Below are 22,418 nucleotides of genomic sequence, written 5' to 3'. Positions count from 1 at the left end.
AAGGCCCGGATTACCCCTATGAGCATCGACACCCCCATCGCCGAGGCCAGCATCGGCCCCATGGCAAATGCCATTCGCGCGCTGAGCATGGACGCTGTGCAGGCGGCCAATTCGGGACACCCCGGCATGCCGATGGGCATGGCCGAAGTGGCGACCGTTCTGTGGGGCGAATATCTGAAATTCGATCCTTCGGCACCGGACTGGATGGACCGCGACCGCTTCGTGCTGTCGGCGGGCCATGGCTCGATGCTGATCTACTCGCTGCTGCACCTGTCGGGCTATGCCAATCCGACGATGGACGAGATCAGCCGCTTCCGCCAGCTGGGCAGCCCCTGCGCCGGCCATCCTGAGAATTTCCTGCTGCCGGGTGTCGAATGCACGACCGGCCCGCTGGGGCAGGGCCTTGCCATGGCGGTGGGCATGGCGATGGCCGAGAGGCATCTGAACGCCAAGTTCGGTGACGGCCTTGTCGATCACCGTACCTGGGTCATCGCGGGCGACGGCTGCCTGATGGAAGGTGTGAACCACGAAGCCATCGGACTGGCCGGCCATCTGGAACTGGGCCGCCTGATCGTGTTCTGGGACGACAACAACATCACCATCGACGGTGCCGTCGGCCTGTCGTCGAGCGAGGATATCGAAGCGCGCTACCAGTCGGCCAAATGGCACACGGTGCGCTGCGACGGGCATGACGCCGCCTCTATCCGCAAGGCCATCGATGAGGCACTGGCCGATCCGCGCCCCTCGCTGATCGCCTGCAAGACAATCATCGGCAAGGGTGCGCCCAATAAGCAGGGGACCAGCGGCGTGCATGGCGCGGCGCTGGGTGCGGACGAAGTGGCCGCTGCCCGCGCGGAACTGGGCTGGACGGCCGAACCCTTCGTCGTCCCCGCCGATATCCTCGCCGACTGGCGCAAGGCCGGAGAGCGGGGCAAGTCCGCCCATGCCGAATGGAATGCGCGTCTGGAAAGCGCGCCCAATCGCGGCGAGTGGGAACAGCATATGATGCCCGTCGGCGATCTGGCGAGCGCGGCGCTGGAAAGCTTCATCACCGGCCTTGCTGCCGAACCCAAGACGGTCGCCACCCGCAAGGCGAGCGAAATGGCGCTGGGCCCGCTGACCGAAAAGCTGCCCAGCCTGATCGGCGGCAGCGCCGACCTGACCGGATCGAACAACACCAAGACCAAGTTTACCGATCCGCTGACGGCCGATAATTACGCGGGTCGCTATGTCTATTACGGCATTCGCGAGTTCGGCATGGCTTGTGCGATGAACGGCATGGCGCTGCATGGCGGCGTGGTGCCCTATGGCGGCACATTCCTGATTTTCAGCGATTATGCCCGCAATGCGATCCGCATGGCGGCGCTTCAGCAGACCCGCTCGATCTTCGTGCTGACCCACGATTCGATCGGTCTGGGCGAAGACGGACCGACTCACCAGCCGGTCGAGCAGGTGATGAGCCTGCGCCTGATCCCGAACCTCAACGTGTTCCGCCCCGCCGACATTATCGAAACGGCAGAATGCTGGGCGCTGGCGCTGGAAACGCCCGACACGCCTTCGGTGCTGGCGCTGACCCGCCAGAATCTGCCGCAGCTTCGCGGAGAGGGTGACGAGAACTGGACCCGCCTGTCGAACCGGTCTTCGCGTGGCGGCTATCGCCTGAAATCGGCAGAGGCTGCGCGCAAGGTGATCCTGATGGCTTCGGGTTCCGAAGTGCATGTCGCGATCGAAGCGGCCAAGGCTCTGGAAGCCGAAGGCATCGGTGCCGATGTCCTTTCGATGCCTTGCCTCGACCTGTTCGAGCAGCAGGACGCTGCCTATAAAGAGGAACTTCTTCCGGAGGTTAATCCCTCGGAGATACTGCTTGTATCCATCGAGGCGGGTGTCACGCAGGGCTGGGAACGCTACACGATGGCCCGCGGGCTGAACATCGGCATCGACCGTTTCGGGGCATCTGGCCCAGCGGAAGAGCTTTTCACGCGCTTTGGCTTTACGGCCGAGGCGGTCACCGCCAAAATCAAGGCTGCACTGGCCGGAAACTGAACTCCGGCTCGATAAAATGGCCGTATAACAGGAGTATAATTCAATGGCGACCAAGGTTGCGATCAACGGTTTCGGACGTATCGGGCGGCTTGTCGCGCGCGCTTTGCTTGAGCGTGACGACCATGATCTGGAGCTCGTTGCCATCAACGATCTGGCCAGCGTCAAGGCCAATGCGCTTCTGTTCCAGTACGATTCGACCCACGGCCGCTTCCCCGGGACGGTTGAGGCGGGCGACGACAGCATCACCGTAAACGGCAAGAAGATCGCCGTCACGGCAGAGCGTGATCCCGGCAATCTTCCCCATGCCGCTATGGGCGTGGACATCGTGCTGGAATGCACCGGCTTCTTCCAGTCGAAGGAAGCATCGGAACCGCATCTGAAGGCGGGTGCCAAGCGCGTGCTGATTTCGGCACCTGCTTCGGGCGTCGACCAGACCGTTGTGTTCGGCGTGAACCAGAACGTGCTGACCGCAGACGATATCGTCGTGTCCAATGCCAGCTGCACCACCAACTGCCTTGCGCCGGTCGCCAAGGTTCTGAACGACGCTTTTGGTATCGAGCGCGGCTTCATGACCACGATCCACAGCTATACCAACGACCAGCGCATGCTGGACCAGATGCACAGCGACATGCGCCGCGCGCGCGCCGGTGCGACCAATATGATCCCGACCACTACGGGCGCGGCCCGCGCGGTCGGCCTCGTCCTGCCAGAACTGAACGGCAAGCTCGACGGTTCGTCGGTCCGCGTCCCGACCCCGAACGTGTCGCTGGTCGATCTGGTCTTCGTCCCCAAGAAAGACGTGACCAAGGACGAGATCAATGCCGCGCTGAAGGCCGCTTCGGAAGGTCCGATGAAGGGCGTTCTGGCCTTTACCGACCAGCCGCTGGTATCGTCGGACTTCAACCATTATCCCGCCAGCTCGACCATCGACAGCCTCGAAACCTCGGTCATGGAAGGCAAGTTGGCCCGCGTCGTCAGCTGGTACGACAATGAATGGGGCTTCTCCAACCGCATGATCGACACCGCCGGAGTGATGGCGAGCTTCATTTAAGGAAAGCGGGGGAGCACGGGCATGAGCAGCGGACGATTGGCAGGCATCGCCAGACACGATCGTCCGCGTGGCCCTATTGAAACCGTCGACGAAGTCGCCGTGACGATCCGCGAGGGTATTCACGGCGATTATCGCGGTGCGATGAAGCCCGACGGACCGCGCAAACGGCAGGTTTCGCTGATCGCGGCGGAAGACTGGGCCGCCGCTTTATCCGACCTTGAACTGGATGAAGATGCCATCGAATGGTGGCAGCGCCGCGCCAATCTGCTGGTGCAGGGGGTCGCCTTGCCACGGCGTGAAGGCGCGCGGATCCATATCGGCGAAACATTGGTGATAGAGGCAGTGCAGGAATGCGATCCCTGCAGCCGCATGGAAGAAATCCGCCCCGGATTAAAAGCCGCGCTGACACCCGACTGGCGCGGCGGCGTGCTGGGCCGCGTGCTGGTGGACGGCGCCATCCGCGTTGGCGATCAGATAAGGATTGAGGAATGAGCGCTTTCAAGACGCTGGACGATATCGGCGCTGTAAAAGGCAAGGTCGCGCTGGTGCGTGTCGATCTGAACCTGCCGATGAATGGCGGTCAGGTAACCGACAAGACCCGCATCAATGCCAGCGCGCCGACCATTCTGGAACTGGCCGATGCCGGTGCCAAGGTGCTGTTGCTTGCCCATTTTGGCCGCCCCAAGGGCGCGCGCAATTCGGTGATGAGCCTGTCGATGGTCGTCGACGCCGTTCAGGACGTGCTGGGCCGCGAAATCATGTTCGTCCCCGAAGTGGCGGGCGCAGTGGTCGACCAGTCGATCGGCATCATGCGCGACGGCGACATCGCGATCCTTGAAAACACGCGCTTCTGGCCGGGTGAGGAAAAGAACGATCCCGATTTCGCGGCGGCCATTGCGGCGAACGGCGATTTCTATGTGAACGATGCCTTTTCCGCCGCGCACCGCGCCCATGCCAGCACGGAAGGGCTGACGAAACTGCTGCCGTCCTATGCCGGTCGCGCGATGCAAAAGGAGCTGGAGGCGCTCGACAAGGCGCTGGGCTCACCCGAAAAGCCGGTTGCGGCAGTGGTCGGCGGGGCCAAGGTTTCGTCAAAGCTCGCCGTACTGGAACATCTGGTGGGGCAGGTCGATCACCTGATCATCGGCGGGGGCATGGCCAACACCTTTCTTGCCGCGCGCGGCGTGGATGTGGGCAAGTCGCTGTGCGAACACGATCTGACTGCCACGGCCGACAAGATCATGGAGGCCGCCGATGCGTCGGGCTGCACCGTGCATCTGCCCTATGACGTGGTGGTGTCCAAGGAATTCGCTGCCAACCCTCCATCGCTGCGCATCTGCAATGTGCACGAGGTGGCTGCGGACGAGATGATCCTAGACGTCGGGCCGCAGGCGGTGGAGGCGCTGGGTGATGTGCTAAAGACCTGCAAGACGCTGGTGTGGAACGGCCCGATGGGAGCGTTCGAGACCGCGCCTTTCGACGAGGCGACGGTCAAGCTGGCCAAGATTGCGGCGGCCCTGACGACCGAGGGATCGCTGGTGTCGGTTGCGGGCGGCGGCGACACGGTCGCGGCGCTCAATCATGCGGGTGTGGCCGACCAGTTTTCCTATATTTCAACGGCTGGCGGCGCCTTCCTCGAATGGATGGAAGGTAAGGAATTGCCGGGCGTTGCGGCCCTTACGGTTTAAATCAGTTGGCCCGATCGGGGGCCGTTGTCGATCAATTGGAGAGCATTGACGATGGATATGAAGAAGCAGATCGCCGAGGGGCAGGGCTTTATTGCCGCGCTCGACCAGTCGGGCGGTTCCACTCCCAAGGCGCTGCGGGGCTATGGCGTCGAGGACCATGAATGGTCGGGCGACGATGAAATGTTCGGCAAGATCCACGAGATGCGCAGCCGCATCATCACCTCGCCCTGTTTTTCGAAGGGCAAGGTCATCGGCGCGATCCTGTTCGAAAAGACCATGGACGGCATGGTCGAGGGCAAGCCAACGCCGCAGGCACTGATCGATCGGGGCATCGTGCCCTTTATCAAGATCGACAAGGGGCTGGAGGACGAGGCGAATGGCGTTCAGCTGATGAAGCCCATGCCCGAGCTTGATGCGCTGCTGACCCGCGCCAAGGGTCTGGGCGTTTTCGGCACCAAGGAGCGTTCGGTCATCAGCGCGGCGAATGCAGAAGGCATTGCCGCCATCGTCAAGCAGCAGTTCGAAGTGGGCATGCGGGTCCTGTCGCACGGGCTGGTGCCGATGCTGGAGCCCGAGTACTCGATCAAGTCCGAGGGTCGCGCCGAGGGTGAGAAGATGCTGAAGGAAGAAATCCTGAAGCTGCTTCCCACCGTGCCCGAGGGCGAGCAGATCATGCTGAAACTCTCGATCCCGGTCGAGGCGAACCTTTATGCCGAGCTGATCGCGCATCCCAAGGTTCTGGCCGTCGTCGCCCTGTCCGGAGGCTATAGCACCGAGGAAGCTTGTGAACATCTTGCCAAGAACAAGGGCATGATCGCCAGCTTCAGCCGCGGCCTGCTGCAGGATCTGCGTGCCGGTCAGACTGCCGAGGAATTCGACGGCACGCTGTCGGCGGCCATCGACAAGATCCACGCGGCCAGCGTCGCCTGATCGGGGCACGATACCGGTTCAAAGGGGCCGCCTTTCCATGGGGAAGGGCGGCCTTTCCCGTTTTGCGTGAACTCTCATTCCACCATGAAGAGAAAGCGGTAATCGCCCGCGGCGATGTCGCCACCCGCCGTTCGTTCGGGCGCGACATGCGCAAGGATGATGCCGTAATCGCGCACGGCGGTGCTCTCTCCTGCGACCATATCGACGGTCTCGCGCCATCCGGCGCCATCGATGCGCGTCGTCACCACTGCACGGCCCGCCCAGACGCATTGCGTGCCCATGGCGCACCGGCTGTCCTCGATCACTGCCATCGGGGTCAGCACGACATTGCCTGCCGCTACCGGCTGGCCCAAAGCGACCGCGCTCCCTTCGGCTGCGACCGGCCCGCCATCGACGATCGGGGCATCGCCCGCATAGCCGGCGCAGCCTGCCAGCGCGGCCATCGGCAAGATAAGCGCAATTCCATAACGCATAAGGCTTCACTCTCCGTTCCGGCCGCATTAGACGGTCGCGGATGAACGCGACGCAACTCTATCTTATTTCGCCGCTCGACGTCTCGGGCGATTTTCCGCAGCGGCTGGCCCGCGCCATCGATGCCGCGCCGGGCCTGGTAACGGCCTTCCAGTTCCGTGTGAAGAATGTGGACCAGCACGAGGCGGCCGCATTGGCCGCGCCCCTGCAGGCGATCTGCGCGGAGCGGGAGGTGGGCTTTATCGTCAACGATTCGGTGCCGCTTGCCAAAAGGCTGAAGGCCGATGGCGTGCATCTGGGCCAGAAGGACGGTTCGGTAAAGGAAGCGCGCGAGGAACTGGGGCGCGACGCGCAGATCGGCGTCACCTGCCACGACAGCCGCCATCTTGCGATGGAAGCGGGTGAGGCGGGTGCCGATTATGTCGCATTCGGCGCGTTCTTCCCCAGTACGACCAAGGACACCGAGCATCGCGCCGACCTGGAGACGCTGGAATGGTGGTATCGTATCTTCGAAATTCCCAGCGTGGCGATTGGTGGGATCACGCCCGATAACTGCGCTCCGCTGGTGACGGCGGGCGCGGATTTCCTGGCCGTATCGGGTGCGGTCTGGAACGGCGACGAGGAAGCCGCCGTGCGCGCCTTTGCCAAGGCCATTGCCGACGCGCCCCCGCCGCCGGAAGACTGATCGCGCGCTCGTTCAGGGCGCGGACCCTTCGCCGTTTCCAGCCGTTAAGGCGATGAAACGACATAAGAAGGGAAGATAATGCCCAAACGATCGCCCATATATACGAAGGTCGCCACAATCGCGGCGCCGTTTGCGCTCGCGCTGGCTCTCGCCGCTTGCGGTTCGGCGGATGAACCCGCGCAGCAGCAGGCTTCCGAGGCACCCGAAGCCGACAGCAATTACGCCGATGCCATGCGCAGCCGCGATAACGAGGCTGCGGTCCCCGACGCGCTGGCCGATACCCAAGAGCGGCCCGTCATGCAGGCGCAAGTCATCCTCGACCGCATGGGCTTCTCTCCCGGCGTGATCGACGGAGAGATGGGACTGAGCACCGAAAACGCGCTGCGGGCGTTCCAGCAGGCCAACGGGCTGCCGGAAAGCGGAAGTCTGGACGATGCGACGCGCGCCGCCTTGCTGGGCAGCACTGCGGTCGAAAGCGGTCAACAAGCCGAGATACCCACATCGACGCCTTCGGGTGCCAAAGCCGTGCCCGCCACGCGGTTCGTGACCATTCCGGCCGAATTCGCCGTTGGCCGGTTCGAAAAGCTGCCCGACGATCCGACAGAGCAGGCGGAATTGAGCCGGATGGGATATGAATCGCTGGACGAAAAGCTGGCCGAACGCTTCCACACCACCGTCGATGTGCTGAAAATGCTGAATTCCTCCGGCGATGGGGCGCAGGCGAGCAGTGCTGCGGCCGGTTCAGCCCCCGGCGGCAATACCACGTCCGGGCCCGCCAGCCATTTCACTGCAGGCCAGAAGATCCGCGTGCCCAATATCGGTGCGGATTTTATCGACGCCAGCGTCGATCTGGACGCCACATGGCGCGATACATTGCGCGATCTGGGTGTCGGCAGCGACCAGCCAAAGGCGGCGCGCATCGTTGTCGACAAGTCCGACGATACGCTGATCGCCTTTGACGAGGGTGGCAGGATCATCGGTGCGTTCACCGTCAGCAGCGGATCGGAGCATGATCCGCTGCCGATCGGCGAATGGAAGATACTCGGCACGGCCTATAACCCGCCCTTTGCCTATGATCCCGCGCTGTTCTGGGATGTGCCCGACAGCGAGGAGAAGCAGCAATTGCCCCCCGGACCCAACGGTCCCGTCGGCGTGGTCTGGATCGACCTTTCGAAAGAGCATTATGGTATCCACGGAACGCCCGAGCCGCAGACGATAGGCAGGGCGCAAAGCCATGGCTGTGTGCGGCTGACCAATTGGGATGCTGCGCGGCTGGCGCAAATGGTGTCGCAATCGACGGAGGTGCATTTCCAGTCATGACCGAACCGGTGACCGCCCCGCCAGCAGCCGCGCCAGCGCCCCCATCCGCACCGACCGCCAAACCGCGTGGCAGATTCGGACGCGATGTGCGGATCGTGTTGACGACCATGGGTTTTACATCGCTGGCGTGGCTGGTCATCGGCGGATTTTTCGTCGGCTGGTTGTGGGACCGGCCTGACGGGGCGACACCCGTCATGGCTGCGGCAGAGGCGCAATCGGACGGGAACCCGCAAATGTCTGACGGCGGCGGGGAGCCGGTTCCGCAACCGCTTGCCCCGGGTGCCAATCTGATCGTGCCGGTCGCGGGCGTAACTGCCGACCGGCTGACCGATACATTTACCGATTCGCGCGCAGCAGGCGCGCGGCATCACGATGCGATCGACATCATGGCGCCGGTGGGCACGCCGGTCATGGCGGCGGCATCGGGATCAGTGGAAAAACTCTTCACCTCTGACGAGGGCGGGAAGACGGTCTATATCCGGTCGGGCGACGGGAACTGGATATATTACTACGCCCATTTGCAATCCTATGCACCCGGTCTGGCCGAGGGGCAGGCGGTAAGGGCGGGGCAGCGCATTGCCAGCGTGGGGGCCACCGGTAACGCCGATCCCGCAGCGCCGCATCTGCATTTTGCGGTCATGGCCATGGCCCCCGGCGAGCAATGGCACGAGGGTGCAGCCGTCAATCCCTATCCGCTGCTGGCGGGGCAGCGTTGAGATGGCGGACGCGGCCGATCTGATCGCCAGCCTGCAATTGCAGCCCCATCCCGAAGGCGGCTGGTATCGCGAAACATGGCGGCAGCCCTCTGCCGCACTGGAGCGCGGCCATGCCAGCGCGATCCTGTTCCTGTTGGAGCAGGGGCAGAAATCGCACTGGCACCGGATCGATGCATCGGAAATGTGGATCTTCAACGCAGGCGCGCCGCTGACCCTGTCAATCGCGCGCGGCGATGAGGGGGAGGAGCGGCTGCCTGATGTGATTCTGGGCAGCGATGTGGCGGCGGGGCAGCAGGTGCAGCATCTCTATCGCCCGCGTGAATGGCAGGCCGCCCAAGCGGCGCACGGTTGGGTGCTGGTCAGCTGTATCGTTGCGCCGGGGTTTGAATTTGCCGGCTTCGACCTTGCCGCGCCCGGATGGCAGCCTAAGGGCAGCTATCTGGGGACGCAATAAATCCTATCCCCGTCTGGCCATTGCATTGCTGGTCCGTTTGCCTAGATCGTGGCCCGATACAGCCTTGGCGCATCTTTTGACGGGAACCCGACCATGACCACCCATAAAACTCGCATGCTCATCATCGGCTCTGGCCCGGCGGGCCTGTCCGCCGCGATCTATGGCGCGCGCGCTGGGATGGAACCGATCGTGGTGCAGGGGCTGCAACCCGGCGGCCAGCTGACCATCACCACCGATGTGGAGAATTATCCCGGTTTCCGCGATGTGATTCAGGGGCCGTGGCTGATGCAGGAGATGCAGGCGCAGGCCGAACATGTCGGAACGCGCATGATGTGGGACACGATCCTGTCGGTCGATATCGCGGGCGGTTCGCCGTTCAGGGCGGTGGGCGACAGCGGCGACGAATATATCGGCGACGTTCTGGTGATCGCCACCGGCGCGCAGGCGAAATGGCTGGGCGTAGAGGGTGAGCAGAAGTATTCGGGCAAGGGCGTGTCGGCCTGCGCCACCTGCGACGGGTTCTTCTATCGCGGCAAGAAGGTCGTGGTCATCGGCGGCGGCAATACCGCTGTCGAAGAAGCGCTTTACCTTACCAACCATTCCGATGACGTTACCCTGATCCATCGCCGCGACGAGCTGCGTTCGGAAAAGATTCTCGAAGATCGACTGCTCGCCAATCCCAAGATCAGCGTGCTGTGGAATAAGACGGTCGAGGAATTTCTGGGTGACGAGGGCGGGCTGAATGCCCTGCGCCTGAAAGATACGGTTACGGGTGAGGAATCGCGTTTCGAAACGCAGGGCGCCTTTGTCGCCATCGGCCATGCGCCTGCGACCGAATTGTTCAAGGGCCAGCTGGACATGGACGACAGCGGCTATCTGGTGGTCGAAGCGGGCACGCCCAAGACCGCCGTGCCCGGCGTGTTCGCTTGCGGCGACGTTATGGACCACACCTATCGTCAGGCGGTGACCGCGGCGGGCACCGGATGCATGGCGGCGCTGGATGCCGAACGCTTCCTCGGCACGCTGGATTTCGCCAAGGCCGAGACGGCGGACGCCTGACCAGCGTTATTCCGGACGGCGCGCCATGACAAAGCGCAATAGCGCGCCATAGGTTTCCAGCATCTCGCCGTCGACGTCGTCATCGTCGATGATAAAGCCGAAGCGATCCTCGATCTCGGTCAGCAGGCCCATCACGGCTTGCGAATCGAGTTCGGGGATAGCGCCGAACAGCTCGGTGTCATCGTCAAAGGCGGAAACGCGCTCTTCTTCCAGAGCGAGAACATCGACCAGAATGGTGCGCAGCTTTGCGTCGCTCGATTCGGTCGCGGGCGGGATGGCATCGGTCATGACGGGGCGGGGGTTAGCTTTTGATAAAACGCGAAGCAAGCGTGGCGACATCGACGGTGGATGCTATCGTGCCTTCGATGACCCGTCCCGCCTTTCCCAAACCGCTCGATCACCTGCCGTTGCGCGGTGCTGGCGTTGCGCCCGCACTGGTCCTGAAAGACCGTGTGCTGGACTATGCCGCACTGGAGCTATGGACCGGCAGGCTGGCCGCATGGCTGGCCGCACGCGCCGCGTCGCAGGGCTGGCAGAGCGGCGCGCGAGTGGCAAGCTGGGCGGGCAAGGGCCTGCTGGCCTGCCTGATGCCTCTTGCCGCTCCCAGGGCGGGGCTGGTGCATGTGCCGGTGAATCCGGTGCTGAAACGCGCGCAGGTGCGTCACATCATTGCCGACAGCGGCGCGCGTCTGCTGATCGCCAATAGCGGTCGTCTGGGCGCGCTGCATGGCGACGATCTGGCGGCGGACTGTGCGGCGCTGGACGAAAAGGCAGTGATGGAGGAAGCGGAGGCGTGCACGCCGCTGCCGCCCTCGGCAGCCGATCCCGATGCGCTGGCGGCGATCCTTTATACCAGCGGTTCGACCGGCAAGCCCAAGGGCGTGATGCTGAGCCATGCGAATATGTGGCTGGGCGCGGAAAGCGTGGCCGAATATCTGGCCGTCACCCCCGAAGACCGCGTTCTGGCGGTCCTGCCGCTCGCCTTCGATTACGGGCAGAACCAGCTGCTATCGACATGGTATGCGGGCGGCGCGGTCGTGCCGATCGACTATCTGCTGCCGCGCGAAGTGGTCAAAGCGGTCGAGGCGCAGCGGATCACGACATTGGCGGCCGTGCCGCCGCTATGGGGGCAATTGCTGGAGCAGGAGTGGCCCGCCGCGGCGGTCGCGCCCTTGAAACGGCTTACCAACACAGGCGGCGCGCTGGGTGAAGTGCTGGTCCGCCGCCTGCGCGCGCAATTCCCCGATGCGCGCCTGTTTGCGATGTATGGCCTGACCGAGGCGTTCCGGTCGGCCTATCTGAACCCCGATCTGATCGACAGTCATCCCACATCGTTCGGCAAGGCGGTGCCGCATGTCGAGATCATGGTGGTCAGCGACGAAGGCCTGCCTGCCAGGGCCGGCGAGGAAGGCGAACTGGTTCATGCCGGCCCATTCGTGGCGCAAGGGTATTGGCAAGACCCCGAACGCACGCGTGAACGCTTTCGCCCGGCGCCCGCATGGTCCGACTATGGCGGAACCGCTGTCTGGTCGGGCGACCGCGTGGTGCGTGACGAGCAGGGTCTGCTCTATTTTGTGGGGCGGCGCGATGCGATGATCAAGGTGCTGGGCCAGCGCATCAGCCCGCAGGAAGTGGAGGATGCGGCCATGGCGACGGGTCTGGTCGCGGAATGTGTCGCGCTGGGCCTGCCCGATGCGAAAATGGGGCAAGTGCTGCATCTGGTTGCGTGCGGTGCGTTGGGCGACGATAAAGCGCCGACCGATCCGCTGATCGCGGCCATGCGGCGCGAATTGCCGGCCTATATGCTGCCGCAGCAGGTGCATTGGCGTGACGAATTGCCGCGCGGTGCGACGGGCAAGCTGGACCGCGCAGGATTGAAACGCGAACTGGAGGGATCGCAATGAAGCCGATGGGCCCAGTGCCGGCGGGTTTCGCCAGCATCGATGGCGAACTGGCGATTGGCGGCCAAAAGACCGGCGATCTGGCGGCAAAAGGCACGCCGCTGTTCGTCTATGATCGCGCCATGCTGGACGCTCGCGTCGCTGATCTGCGCGCCGCCATGCCCGAACGGCTGGCCGTGCATTACGCGATGAAGGCCAATCCTTTTCCCCCGCTGCTGGCGCATATGGCGGGGCTTGTCGACGGCTTCGACATTGCCTCGGGCGGAGAGCTGCGGCTGGCACTGGAGGCGGGCATGGCGGCGGGCCGGATCAGCTTTGCGGGGCCGGGAAAGGACGACGGCGAACTGGAAGCCGCGATTGCGGCGGGCGTCACGCTGAATACCGAATCCGCTGCCGAAATCCGCCGCGCCTTGGCGATTGGCGAGCGGCTGGGGGTCGCGCCGCGTCTGGCGATCCGTGTGAACCCCGTTTTCGACATCAAGGGTTCGGGCATGAAAATGGGCGGCGGAGCCAAGCCGTTCGGCGTGGATGCCGAACTTGTGCCGCCTCTGGCGCGCGAAATTGCGCACAGCGGCGCGCAGTGGCGCGGATTTCACATCTATGCGGGCAGTCAGGCGCTGGATGCCGACGCCGTGATCGCAACGCAGGCAGCGACCCTTGCGCTGGCGGGCGATCTGGCGGAACAGGCGGGCGTCGATGTGCCGCATTGCAATCTGGGGGGCGGTTTCGGCATCCCCTATTTCCCCGGCGACACGCCGCTGGATCTCGCGCAAGTCGGCGCGGCGCTGGACGATGCGTTTCGCGCGCTGCCCGACCGTTTGGCGGAGACGCAGTTCGCCATCGAACTCGGTCGTTATCTGGTGGGGGAGGCGGGGGTTTACCTGACCCGCGTTATTGATGTGAAGCGCAGTCATGGCGAGATTTTTGCCGTCACCGATGGCGGGCTGCATCACCAGCTGGCGGCTTCGGGCAATTTCGGAACGGTGGTGCGGCGCAACTATCCGGTGGCCGTGGCCAACCGGTTCGGCGAAGCCGCGATGGAAAGCGAACAGACAATCGTCGGACGGCTGTGCACGCCGCTCGACCTGTTGGCGAACAAGGTCGCCCTGCCGGAAATCCGTGCGGGCGACCTTGTCGCGATTTTCTGCGCGGGAGCCTATGGCGCCAGTGCCAGCCCGTCGGCCTTTCTGGGCCACGGCCCCGCGCGCGAATTGCTGGTTTAGCGTGTATCGACCAGCAGCAGTTCCACATCGTCCTTCGCGGTGATGGTCAGCAGCTCCTCTCCCGTCACCGCAATGCCGTCGCGTTCCTGCGCCTCGTGCCCGTTGGCCACCACCGCGCCGCCCACCGGCACGGTGTAGTAATAGCGCGAAGCCTCTAGCGGCAGGTCCAGCGTGTCGCCTGCCTTCAAAGTCGCGGCCAGCACCCGCGCATCGGCGCGCAAGGGCAATGCATTGTCCTTTTCCGGCTCGCCGCTGGCGACGGTGACCCACGAACCGGCACGGTCGCCGCGCGGGAATTCGCGCTGGCCCCAGCCGGGCGCTTCGCCGGTCTTGTCGGGCATGATCCAGATCTGGAAAAGCGTGGTGTCCTCGCTCTCCAGATTATACTCGGCATGGGTAATGCCGGTGCCCGCGCTCATCACCTGAACGTCGCCTGCCGCGGTGCGGCCCTGATTGCCAAGGCTGTCGCGATGGCTGATCGCGCCGCTTCGGACAAAAGTCACGATTTCCATGTCGCGGTGCGGATGGGGCGGAAAGCCGCTTTGCGCCTTGATCCAGTCGTCGTTCCACACGCGCAACTGGCCCCAGCCCATGCGGTCGGGATCGTGATAGCCGGAAAAGCTGAAATGAAAACTCGTGTCGAGCCAGCCGTGATTGGACTTGCCAAGCCGGTCGAAAGGGCGAATTTCGATCATGGTCATTCTCACATCGGCGGGGTTGCCCGCAGGCTGCGGGGCCGCCGGTATGGTGGTGAGATGGCAGCTTCGCGAGCAGCTTCAAGAAGGCACAGATTTGTGCCTGCCCTGACGTTGGTCCTGAGTGGTGCGTGCCTCTATTGCTCGCCGTGGCCGCGTGCGAGGTAATCGGCGGATTGCATTTCCATCAGCCTGCTGACCGTGCGGCCGAATTCGAATGCTCCGTCGCCCGAAGGGTAAAGTTGCATCGGTTCGGCATCGGCTGTGGCGATCAACTTAACTCCGTTTTCATAAAGCGCGTCGATCAGCGTGACGAAGCGCGCCGCTTCGTTCCGCATGTCGGGCCCCATGACTGGGATGCCGACGACAATGACCGAATGGTAATGGCGGGCAATGGCCAGAAAATCGCTTGACCCGCGGGGCTGGGCGCACAGGCGTTTGAACGAGAATACGGCAACACCCTTCAGGCTTTTGGGCACCCATATGGTGCGCTGTTCCCCCACTTTCAGATCGCATCCGGTTACATGCTCGGCATCTTCGGGCGGGTAATCGGTCAGACGAAAAAACGCCTCGCGCGCTTTGGCGGTGGCTTCGGGACCGGTGGGTGAATACCACACGTCCATGCCGCCCAGTCGTTCCAGCCGGTAATCGGTGGGGCCATTAAGCGTCAGCGTATCCAGCTCTCCCTCGATCAGATCGATGAAGGGCATGAACAGTCCGCGATTGATCCCATCCTTGTACAGATCGCGGGGCGGGCGATTCGACGTGGTGACGACAGTAACGCCTTCGTCGCGGATCAGCGCGGTGAAGAGCCGGCTCATGATCATGGCATCGGCCGTGTTCTTGACCACCATCTCGTCGAAGCACAGGCAGCGGATGCCCTCTGCCATCTGGCGCGCGACGGGGGCGACGGGATCGCCCGCCTCTTTCTTGCGCTCTTCGCGCAGGCGCTGGTCGACTTCCAGCATGAATTCGTGGAAATGCACGCGCCGCTTGGCGCCGATCGCCAGCGTGTCGTGAAACAGGTCCATCATCACGGATTTTCCGCGCCCGACATCGCCCCACATGTAAATGCCGCGCGGGCGAGGGGGTTTGGCGCCCTTTAGCCGAGCGAAAAAGCCCTGTCTGGCTGGTTCGGCTTCCAGCTCGCCCTGCAAAGCGGCAAGGCGATGGATCGCGGCGCGCTGCTCCCCGTCAGGGCGGAGTTCGCCGTGGGCCAGCAATTCTTCGTATCGGGCAATCAGGCCGGTCAAATCGTTACCCGATCTTGCGCTGCAGGGCGTTGAAGGTGGCGATCACCTTGTCGTCCTGTAGCAAAGTGCCGCGGGTAAAACACATGCGGCCCGTTTCCTGAGTCAATGTAATCACCGCGTCGATTGGGGCGGAAAAGCCCCCCGGCGTGATAAACTGCGTATGCAGATCGACCGTTACGACATTCAGGTCGGTATTGCCGGTTATCAGTATGGTGGCGGGATAGATCGCCATATCGATCAGCGCCAGTATCGCCCCGCCGTGGACAACGCCATTGTTATTGGCATGGGTCTGATCGGGAAAGATACGGATGCGCGCGGTAGCCGGATCGTCCAGCCGCGACAGCATATGGCCAAAGACGTGGCGATTGAATTCGCCACGCTCTCCGATGATCCAGTCGGTCCAGCCCGGATACTCGTCGGACGGAGCGAACGATACGCCCTTTGTCACCTCGGTCAGACCAGTCGTTCGGCTTCCATCTTCTTGATTTCGGCGATGGCCTTTGCGGGCGACAGCCCCTTGGGGCAGACATTGGCGCAATTCATGATCGTGTGGCAGCGATAGAGGCGGAAAGGGTCTTCCAGCTCATCGAGACGCTCGCCGGTCATCTCGTCGCGGCTGTCGGCCAGCCAGCGATAGGCCTGAAGCAGGATGGCAGGGCCGAGGAACTTGTCCGAATTCCACCAATAGCTGGGGCATGCGGTCGAACAGCATGCGCACAGAATGCATTCGTACAGACCGTCCAGCTTGTTGCGGTCTTCGGGCGACTGCAGGCGTTCCTTGCCCGACGGAGCAGGGGTCACGGTCTGCAGCCACGGACGGATCGAGGCATATTGCGCATAGAAATGGGTGAAATCGGGGACGAGGTCCTTGATCACATCCATATGCGGCAGCGGGGTGATGCGGATCTCGCCCGAACCGCAATCCTCGATCGCGGTGGTGCAGGCAAGGCCGTTGCGCCCGTTGATATTCATGGCGCAGGACCCGCAAATCCCTTCGCGGCAGGACCGGCGGAAGGTGAGCGTCGGGTCCATCTCGTTCTTCATCTTGATGATCGCGTCCAGCACCATGGGGCCGCATTCATCCAGATCGATGTCGAAGATGTCGTAGCGCGGGTTCTCCCCGCTGTCCGGATCATAGCGATAGACCTTGAACTTCTTCACCTTCCCGCCAGTAGCCGAACCATGCGTCTGGCTTTTGCCGGTGATCTTGCTGTTCTTGGGAAGGGTAAAGGTCGCCATAATCGTCGCTTTTCCGTTCTGCGGGGCCGCCCTCTCTTACGCCGGATATGCGCAAAGGCCCCTGTCTGCGCTGCGGGTTAGCCAAGCTTGCCGCGCTGCACAAGCGGTGGATTGCAGTTCTTTTGTGCCAATACCCGCCCTGCGGTTCAAGCGTTGCCCCCGCGCTGCACCATTTCGCTCTCGCGCCGGTCCGCGCGGACAAGGCTGCGCAGCACCAGCCACGCCATGCCGCCCATGGCCAGATAATGCACCGCACCGCCCAGCGCGACTCCCCATGCCACGCCTTCGGCCCCGCCCGAGGTGGCAAAGGCGAACACGCCCGCAGCGGTCGCCGCCACGGCCAGTGCCCGCGCGGTAAGCGAGAGTTTCGCCCTGCCGGTCGAATCGAGCATGGGTTCAAAGGCCACGCTTGCCAGTTCGAAACTGGCGCCCACGACCAGCGCGATCAGGATCGGTTTGCCCGCCGCGAATTGTTCGCCTCCCAGAATCTCCAGCAGCAGGCCGCCTGCGACCAGCACGATCAGCACCACGATGGCGCTGCCCGCACCGGCGAGTACGCTGGTCTGGCGGATCAGCTTGCGGAATTCATCCAGCTTGGACGCGACCCGCGCCCGTGCGATTTCGGCATAGGCGGCGCGCGCCAGCAGGGTCGACAGCTTGGCCAGCCCCTGTGCCAGTTGCTGCGCGAGGCGATAAAGTCCGGCCGCGCGCGTGCCGACCAGATAGCCGACCGCCAGCAACGGCCCGTTGCGATATGCCGCTTCCAGAGTTGCGGAGCAGAAGGTGATGAAGAAAAAGCGGATCACGCCCGGATTATCGCGCAGCGCGCCCGTGAAATCCTTGAGATGCGACAGGCGGATCGCCTGCGGGCACAGCCTGCGAGCCATGATCCAGTAAAGCAGTGCCTCCAGAATATCGATGGCGGCCCATGCGATCAGAAAACGGGTCAGGCTGGGGCCCGTCAGCCATATCGCCAATGCAGCCAGCAGCCGGCCCAGTGGAACGATGGCCTCGACATAAACGGCGACATCGAACCGGTCGAGCGCGCGGACGATACCGGTGGGGGCTGATACCAGCGCCCAGAGCGAGGCGACATTGAACCAGAATGCCAGATCGATCAGTTCGGGGTTCAGTCCCAGCGCGCCGGCGAACTGGAAAAACGCCAGATAGGCGATGCCGCAGCCGACCAGCGCGCCGCAAATATCCAGCACGCCTGCCAGCATTCCAAGCCGTCCGAAGGCTTCCCAGTTCTTGTGATGCACATGTTCGGCGCCAAAACGCACCACGACGCGCCATGTCTGGAACCCCGCGACCGCGATCAGCGCCTGCGATGTGCCGAATATCAGCGAGAAATGGCCGAAATCCTTCAGCCCCAGCGTCCGCGTCAGGATCGCCAGATAGATCAGCGAGCAGATCGCACCGAATCCCTTGCCGCCGATCAGCCAGCCCAGATTGGCCAGCATGCGCCCGAGCAGCGAACGATCCTCAGCAGCGGCAGGGCGTTTACGCTTCATATCGAGGTGCTTGGCCGATCACGGACCGCTAGGCAAGCGGGTGCGGGCGGGAACTCACGGGCTTTCGCAAGCCGGATTGCGGATGGCCGGTGTTGGCACTACATGGCTGGCCATGATCGAACATGCCATATTGCTCAGCGCCGGACAGGGTTCGCGCCTGCTGCCGCTGACCGCCGAACGCCCCAAATGCCTTATCGATTTTTCGGGGCGCACCCTGATTGAATGGCAGATCGAGATGCTGGCCCGCGGCGGCGTCAAGAAAATCGATGTTGTCACCGGCTTCAAAACGGACGAGGTGGAATATGCGCTGTCGCAGATCAACGATCTGCGGGTCGAGATCAAATGCCATTTCAACCCGTTTTTCAAGGTAGCCGACAATCTGGGTTCGTGCTGGATCGTCCGCCATTTGATGAAGGACGACTTCATGATCCTGAACGGCGATACGCTGGTATCCGAAGAGATCGTGAAAAAGGTGCAGCAGGGCGCGCAAGGGCCCGACGGGGATTGGCCGATTGCCGTCACCGTCGATGAAAAGCCCGCCTATGACAGCGACGACATGAAAGTGCTGCGCGAGCCGAACGGCAGGCTGGTCCACATCGGCAAGACGCTGACTGCGGAAGAGACCAATTGCGAATCGATCGGCTTCCTTGCCTTTCGCGGCGATGGCGTCGAATTGTTCCGCGAATCCGTGCGCCAGAAAATGCGCGAGCGGGACGGGGTGGAACACTGGTATCTGAAGGTGATCGACATGATCGCCGGAACCGGTCAGGTCGGCACTTGCACCATTACGGGTTCGGAATGGGCCGAAGTCGATTTCCTGACCGATATCGAAAACGCGACCGAGCTGACCCGCCGCTGGTAAAACCGGCGGGTCGATCCAGCGGGGGTCGAACAGCCCGCCTGATTTGGTCCGGCTTTAGGTGAAATGCGGTTTCAGCGCTGAGACGATGGCCGCAATCTGCGCATCGTCCAGCGCCACCGCGCTGCCCAGATCGGGCAGCCTTGGCCAGCCGGCATCCGTGAATTCCAGCCCGCCGAAGGTGCGCGTACCCTTGTATCGGGGGATGACGTGCGAATGGACATGCGGGTCAACCATCATCAGCATCAGATAGTTGATTTTGGCATAGCCGGTAAAAGCGGCCAGCGCCCGTTCGATCGCGCGGCTGGCCTGGTGCATTTCGGCATGGGCCTCCGCAGGCAGGTCCGACAGGGCGGTGGCATCGGATTTCACGGCAAGCACCAGACTGCCCAGAGTCGGCTGGGCAGGGCGGAGCAGCACTGCCCAATGGTCGAATTCCGCTACCAGAGTCGCGGGATAGCCGAACTTGCGCATTGTCTCGTTCACAGCGATGTCCTCCTCAGCCCTCGGACAGCCAGCTTGTCAGCCCGCCGTCGCGCGTGCGTACGACTTCTGCCTGCAACAGGCGCACGGCGTGGATCGCGCAGGAAATCACTGTCCACCACGCCACGGCGACAATGCCGAAATCTGGACGGCCAAAGATCATCGATACCAGCAGGATCACCATATTGGGATTGCGCCGCGCCGTGATCAGGCGGAACCGCGAATCGAAACGACGCCAGACATGGATATGCATCTGCCCGTTGCGGCGCATGAATATACCCTCGATCACGCGCTGCAGCACATAGCCGCCGATGATCGCGATCATCACGGAGTTGAAAGCCTGCGGCGACAGTTCGAGGCCCCAATGCACCAGTCCCGTGGCCCAGAACCACCACCAGAAAGGCGGGTGGACCAGATCGATGCCGTGGTCGAAAATATTGCCCCACCAGCTTGAGGTAATGGTGCAGCGCGCCAGCTTGCCGTCCACGGTGTCGAGCACCATGAAGCCCAGCCCGACCGCCATGCCGGCCCAGTATTGGCCCCACGCAAACAGGAACGTGGCATAGACACACAGGATTGCGCCCACCGCGGTCACCATATTGGGCGTAATGCCGAATTTGGCGCAGATGCGCGTGATCACCAGTGCCCATTCGGGCCAGAGATATTTGGTGAGGATATCGGTTACGCCCTTATAGGCACCGAAATAGCTGGCCCGTTCGATCTTGCGCACCGTGTCGGGGAACAGCGCCATCACGAAGGGAGTCTCGCGCTTGCGCAATTGCTTGTTCTCGATCGTGGGGCCGTTTTCATAGGCGAGCACGGTCAGATTGCCGGGCACAAGCGGCTTGTCCTCGCGGATCGACTTGCGGATCGCCTCGGCTTCTTCGTCATTGCGCGCATGGGCAATGGCCGGAACGTGACCCATGGTCAGCACCAGTCCCGGATTGGCGGCAATATGGCGCAGCCATGCAGGGTCCCATGCAAAGGCATCATGCACGATCACCCTTGTCCCGCTTGATGCGACCGGGTTCGGCGCACCGGGGCTCTGCATATCGGGAGCAAGCCCGCTGGCGACGGCAATGCGCCGCGTGCGTTCGCGATTGGTCAGGCCCCAGATCGGGGTCGGGTTCTCTCCGACGCTTTCAATCGCGATTGGCGCGGCGGCGACGGCGGTCGTGTTCTCTGTCATCCTCCGTTCCCCTAATTCCGGCAGCGCCGCTGCGCAACGGAGATTGCAGCGGCGCGGCGCCAGCGTCTAAGGCGGGGGCATGGAAGAAAGCACCCAAGCTCCTGCGGCCAGCGCCCTGATCCTTGCCGGTTCGCGACCCGAACCCGATCTGCTGGCCCTGTCGCAAGGCGTGAGCCACAAGGCGCTGATCCGTATTGACGGGCACACCATGCTGGAACGGGTGCACGCTGCGTTGGTGCAGGCGGGGTATGACCGGATATATGTCTCCGCGTCGGATGACGGCGTGGTGGCACTGGCCCAAGGGCTGGGCATGATCGTCGTGCCGCCCGCCACAGGCCCCAGCGGCAGCGTCGCGCGCGTCTTCGAATTGTCGGGCGCGCCCTTGCTGGTCACGACGTCCGATCATGCGCTGCTGCGGCCCGAATGGGTGCGCGATTTCACCCATGATGCGCCTGCGCATTGTGATGTGGCCATCCTGCTGGCCGAACGGGGCGAGGTGGAAAAGGCGGTCCCCGATACAAAGCGGACATGGCTGCGATTTGCCGATGGCGACTGGTCTGGCTGCAATCTGTTCCTGCTGAACGGCGCGGGGGCGGCCAGGGCGCTGCAGCTGTGGAGTTCGGTGGAGGCAGACCGCAAGCGGCCATGGCGTATCGTCGGCCGGTTGGGGCTGGGCACATTGGTCAGCTATGGCTTGGGCAGGCTGACCCTGGCTGACGGGGTTCGCCGCCTTGGCAAGCGCAACGGCATAGCGGCGGAGGTCGTCGCCGCGCGCGATGGCGAGGCGGCGGTCGATGTCGACAAGGCGGACGATCTGGTGCTGGCGCGGCAATTGCTGGCGCGCAGGGTTGCAAGTGTATGAACGGCAAGCGCTGCCTTGTCGTCGGCGCCTCGGGTGGGATTGGCGCGGCGCTGGTGCGCATTCTGGCGGCGCGCAGCGATGTGGCGACCGTTTACGCCGCCGCGCGCGATGTGGGCAAGATTGCGGCGGGGACTAAATGCGTGGCCGTGACGATCGACCTTGGTGACGAGGACAGCATGGCCGTTGCCGCTGCGTCGATCGGGGCCGAAGGGCCGCTCGATCTGGTCATCGTCGCCACCGGGCTGTTGCACCGAGAGCCGGATATTGCTCCGGAAAAGAGCTGGCGCGCCATCGACGCGGCGGCCATGGCGGACGTGTTCCGGATCAACGCCATCGGTCCCGCGCTGATCGGCAAGCATTTCATCGAATTGCTAAGGGCAGAAGGGCGGCCCGTATTCGCGGCGATCTCGGCCCGGGTGGGGTCGATTTCCGACAACCGGCTGGGCGGCTGGCATTCCTATCGTGCATCAAAGGCAGCGTTGAACCAGATCATGCGCAATTTCGCGATAGAGTTGTGGCGGCGCAACAAGGGAGCGCTGGCGGTGTCATTGCATCCCGGCACGGTCGAAACCGCGCTCTCCGCGCCTTTCAGCGGCAATGTGCCCGATGGAAAGCTGTTCAGCGCCGATCATTCGGCACAATGCCTGATCGATGTGATCGACGGTCTGGACGCAAAAGACAGCGGCGGCTTTTTCGCATGGGACGGTCAGCCGGTTCCGTACTAGCCATCCGCTATAGCTAGCTGCCCCGAAAAAGGCCGCCCCGGCGGGGGGCGGCCTTTCG

24 protein-coding genes are annotated in these 22,418 nt (G+C 63.3%); 15 read left to right on the top strand and 9 right to left on the bottom strand.

Annotated elements, in window-relative coordinates; translation table 11 throughout:
- Positions 1-18 precede the first annotated feature (18 nt).
- From tkt to LOZ77_RS06385, 5 genes are read left to right on the top strand one after another with little or no spacing between them, the layout of a single operon-like run.
- Positions 19-2,043 carry a transketolase gene (tkt, locus tag LOZ77_RS06405; protein WP_230281348.1) on the top strand — a complete coding sequence of 675 codons (2,025 nt, stop codon included), beginning with the start codon at positions 19-21 and terminating at the stop codon, positions 2,041-2,043.
- A gap of 43 nt (positions 2,044-2,086) precedes the next feature.
- Positions 2,087-3,094 (top strand): type I glyceraldehyde-3-phosphate dehydrogenase, encoded by a 1,008-nt coding sequence (gene gap, locus LOZ77_RS06400; RefSeq protein ID WP_230281347.1) that lies wholly within the window; start codon positions 2,087-2,089, stop codon positions 3,092-3,094.
- Between the two features lie 21 nt (positions 3,095-3,115).
- Positions 3,116-3,586, top strand: a complete 471-nt coding sequence (locus LOZ77_RS06395) for an MOSC domain-containing protein (RefSeq protein WP_230281346.1) — start codon at positions 3,116-3,118, stop codon at positions 3,584-3,586.
- A complete protein-coding gene (pgk, locus tag LOZ77_RS06390) occupies positions 3,583-4,782 on the top strand; it encodes a phosphoglycerate kinase (protein ID WP_230281345.1) in 1,200 nt (399 codons plus the stop codon). The genes LOZ77_RS06395 and pgk overlap by 4 nt, the downstream gene beginning before the upstream one ends.
- A gap of 57 nt (positions 4,783-4,839) precedes the next feature.
- The gene (locus tag LOZ77_RS06385) at positions 4,840-5,712 is read left to right on the top strand and encodes a fructose bisphosphate aldolase (RefSeq protein WP_230281344.1); all 873 of its coding nucleotides are present in this window, start codon (positions 4,840-4,842) and stop codon (positions 5,710-5,712) included.
- Between the two features lie 74 nt (positions 5,713-5,786).
- On the opposite strand, the gene LOZ77_RS06380 is transcribed toward LOZ77_RS06385, so the two are convergent.
- A complete protein-coding gene (locus tag LOZ77_RS06380; RefSeq protein ID WP_230281343.1) occupies positions 5,787-6,185 on the bottom strand; it encodes a hypothetical protein in 399 nt (132 codons plus the stop codon).
- A gap of 41 nt (positions 6,186-6,226) precedes the next feature.
- On the opposite strand from LOZ77_RS06380, the gene thiE reads away from it, so the two are divergent.
- The 5 genes from thiE to trxB all read left to right on the top strand — a co-directional run bounded on the left by thiE (position 6,227) and on the right by trxB (position 10,417).
- On the top strand, positions 6,227-6,868 hold the full coding sequence (thiE, locus tag LOZ77_RS06375; RefSeq protein ID WP_230281342.1) for a thiamine phosphate synthase: 642 nt from the start codon (positions 6,227-6,229) through the stop codon (positions 6,866-6,868).
- 78 nt (positions 6,869-6,946) lie between these two features.
- Complete coding sequence (locus LOZ77_RS06370) at positions 6,947-8,188, top strand: L,D-transpeptidase family protein (RefSeq protein WP_230281341.1); 1,242 nt, start codon at positions 6,947-6,949, stop codon at positions 8,186-8,188.
- Positions 8,185-8,904 (top strand): M23 family metallopeptidase, encoded by a 720-nt coding sequence (locus LOZ77_RS06365; protein WP_230281340.1) that lies wholly within the window; start codon positions 8,185-8,187, stop codon positions 8,902-8,904. The genes LOZ77_RS06370 and LOZ77_RS06365 overlap by 4 nt, the downstream gene beginning before the upstream one ends.
- A gap of 1 nt (position 8,905) precedes the next feature.
- Positions 8,906-9,358, top strand: a complete 453-nt coding sequence (locus tag LOZ77_RS06360; RefSeq protein ID WP_230281339.1) for a cupin domain-containing protein — start codon at positions 8,906-8,908, stop codon at positions 9,356-9,358.
- A gap of 93 nt (positions 9,359-9,451) precedes the next feature.
- Positions 9,452-10,417, top strand: a complete 966-nt coding sequence (trxB, locus tag LOZ77_RS06355) for a thioredoxin-disulfide reductase (protein WP_230281338.1) — start codon at positions 9,452-9,454, stop codon at positions 10,415-10,417.
- Between the two features lie 6 nt (positions 10,418-10,423).
- Here the strand turns inward: trxB and LOZ77_RS06350 are convergent, their stop codons facing one another.
- The gene (locus tag LOZ77_RS06350) at positions 10,424-10,705 is read right to left on the bottom strand and encodes an acyl carrier protein (RefSeq protein ID WP_230281337.1); all 282 of its coding nucleotides are present in this window, start codon (positions 10,703-10,705) and stop codon (positions 10,424-10,426) included.
- A 77-nt stretch (positions 10,706-10,782) separates the two neighbouring features.
- On the opposite strand from LOZ77_RS06350, the gene LOZ77_RS06345 reads away from it, so the two are divergent.
- Both LOZ77_RS06345 and LOZ77_RS06340 read left to right on the top strand, forming a co-directional pair.
- Entirely contained in the window at positions 10,783-12,321 is a 1,539-nt protein-coding gene (locus tag LOZ77_RS06345) for an acyl-CoA ligase (AMP-forming), exosortase A system-associated (RefSeq protein ID WP_230281336.1), read from the top strand.
- The gene (locus LOZ77_RS06340) at positions 12,318-13,541 is read left to right on the top strand and encodes a pyridoxal-dependent decarboxylase, exosortase A system-associated (protein WP_230281335.1); all 1,224 of its coding nucleotides are present in this window, start codon (positions 12,318-12,320) and stop codon (positions 13,539-13,541) included. The genes LOZ77_RS06345 and LOZ77_RS06340 overlap by 4 nt, the downstream gene beginning before the upstream one ends.
- Here the strand turns inward: LOZ77_RS06340 and LOZ77_RS06335 are convergent.
- The 5 genes from LOZ77_RS06335 to LOZ77_RS06315 all read right to left on the bottom strand — a co-directional run bounded on the left by LOZ77_RS06335 (position 13,538) and on the right by LOZ77_RS06315 (position 18,242).
- Complete coding sequence (locus tag LOZ77_RS06335) at positions 13,538-14,236, bottom strand: pirin family protein (protein ID WP_230281334.1); 699 nt, start codon at positions 14,234-14,236, stop codon at positions 13,538-13,540. The two genes, LOZ77_RS06340 and LOZ77_RS06335, sit on opposite strands and share 4 nt — an antisense overlap.
- A 137-nt stretch (positions 14,237-14,373) precedes the next feature.
- A complete protein-coding gene (gene zapE / locus LOZ77_RS06330) occupies positions 14,374-15,489 on the bottom strand; it encodes a cell division protein ZapE (protein ID WP_230281333.1) in 1,116 nt (371 codons plus the stop codon).
- A gap of 4 nt (positions 15,490-15,493) precedes the next feature.
- Complete coding sequence (locus LOZ77_RS06325; RefSeq protein ID WP_230281332.1) at positions 15,494-15,937, bottom strand: PaaI family thioesterase; 444 nt, start codon at positions 15,935-15,937, stop codon at positions 15,494-15,496.
- A gap of 5 nt (positions 15,938-15,942) precedes the next feature.
- Positions 15,943-16,728: a succinate dehydrogenase iron-sulfur subunit gene (locus tag LOZ77_RS06320; protein ID WP_230281331.1), complete on the bottom strand. Its 786-nt coding sequence runs from the start codon at positions 16,726-16,728 to the stop codon at positions 15,943-15,945.
- Positions 16,729-16,874: 146 nt separating this feature from the next.
- Positions 16,875-18,242, bottom strand: a complete 1,368-nt coding sequence (locus LOZ77_RS06315) for a lipopolysaccharide biosynthesis protein (protein ID WP_230281330.1) — start codon at positions 18,240-18,242, stop codon at positions 16,875-16,877.
- Between the two features lie 112 nt (positions 18,243-18,354).
- Between LOZ77_RS06315 and LOZ77_RS06310 the strand changes: the two genes are divergently transcribed.
- On the top strand, positions 18,355-19,104 hold the full coding sequence (locus LOZ77_RS06310; RefSeq protein ID WP_230281329.1) for a sugar phosphate nucleotidyltransferase: 750 nt from the start codon (positions 18,355-18,357) through the stop codon (positions 19,102-19,104).
- Positions 19,105-19,158: 54 nt separating this feature from the next.
- Here the strand turns inward: LOZ77_RS06310 and LOZ77_RS06305 are convergent, their stop codons facing one another.
- Both LOZ77_RS06305 and LOZ77_RS06300 read right to left on the bottom strand, forming a co-directional pair.
- A complete protein-coding gene (locus LOZ77_RS06305; RefSeq protein ID WP_230281328.1) occupies positions 19,159-19,587 on the bottom strand; it encodes an HIT family protein in 429 nt (142 codons plus the stop codon).
- Between the two features lie 13 nt (positions 19,588-19,600).
- Positions 19,601-20,773: a CDP-alcohol phosphatidyltransferase family protein gene (locus LOZ77_RS06300; RefSeq protein ID WP_230281327.1), complete on the bottom strand. Its 1,173-nt coding sequence runs from the start codon at positions 20,771-20,773 to the stop codon at positions 19,601-19,603.
- 79 nt (positions 20,774-20,852) lie between these two features.
- Here LOZ77_RS06300 and LOZ77_RS06295 point away from each other — a divergent pair, with 79 nt between their 5' ends.
- Complete coding sequence (locus tag LOZ77_RS06295; RefSeq protein WP_230281326.1) at positions 20,853-21,635, top strand: nucleotidyltransferase family protein; 783 nt, start codon at positions 20,853-20,855, stop codon at positions 21,633-21,635.
- Positions 21,632-22,360 carry an SDR family NAD(P)-dependent oxidoreductase gene (locus LOZ77_RS06290; protein ID WP_230281325.1) on the top strand — a complete coding sequence of 243 codons (729 nt, stop codon included), beginning with the start codon at positions 21,632-21,634 and terminating at the stop codon, positions 22,358-22,360. Before LOZ77_RS06295 ends, LOZ77_RS06290 begins: the two co-directional genes overlap by 4 nt.
- Positions 22,361-22,418 lie beyond the last annotated feature (58 nt).

Source organism: Croceicoccus sp. Ery15 (assembly GCF_020985305.1).
GTDB lineage: Bacteria > Pseudomonadota > Alphaproteobacteria > Sphingomonadales > Sphingomonadaceae > Croceicoccus.
This window is presented reverse-complemented; position numbering and strand designations above follow the sequence as displayed.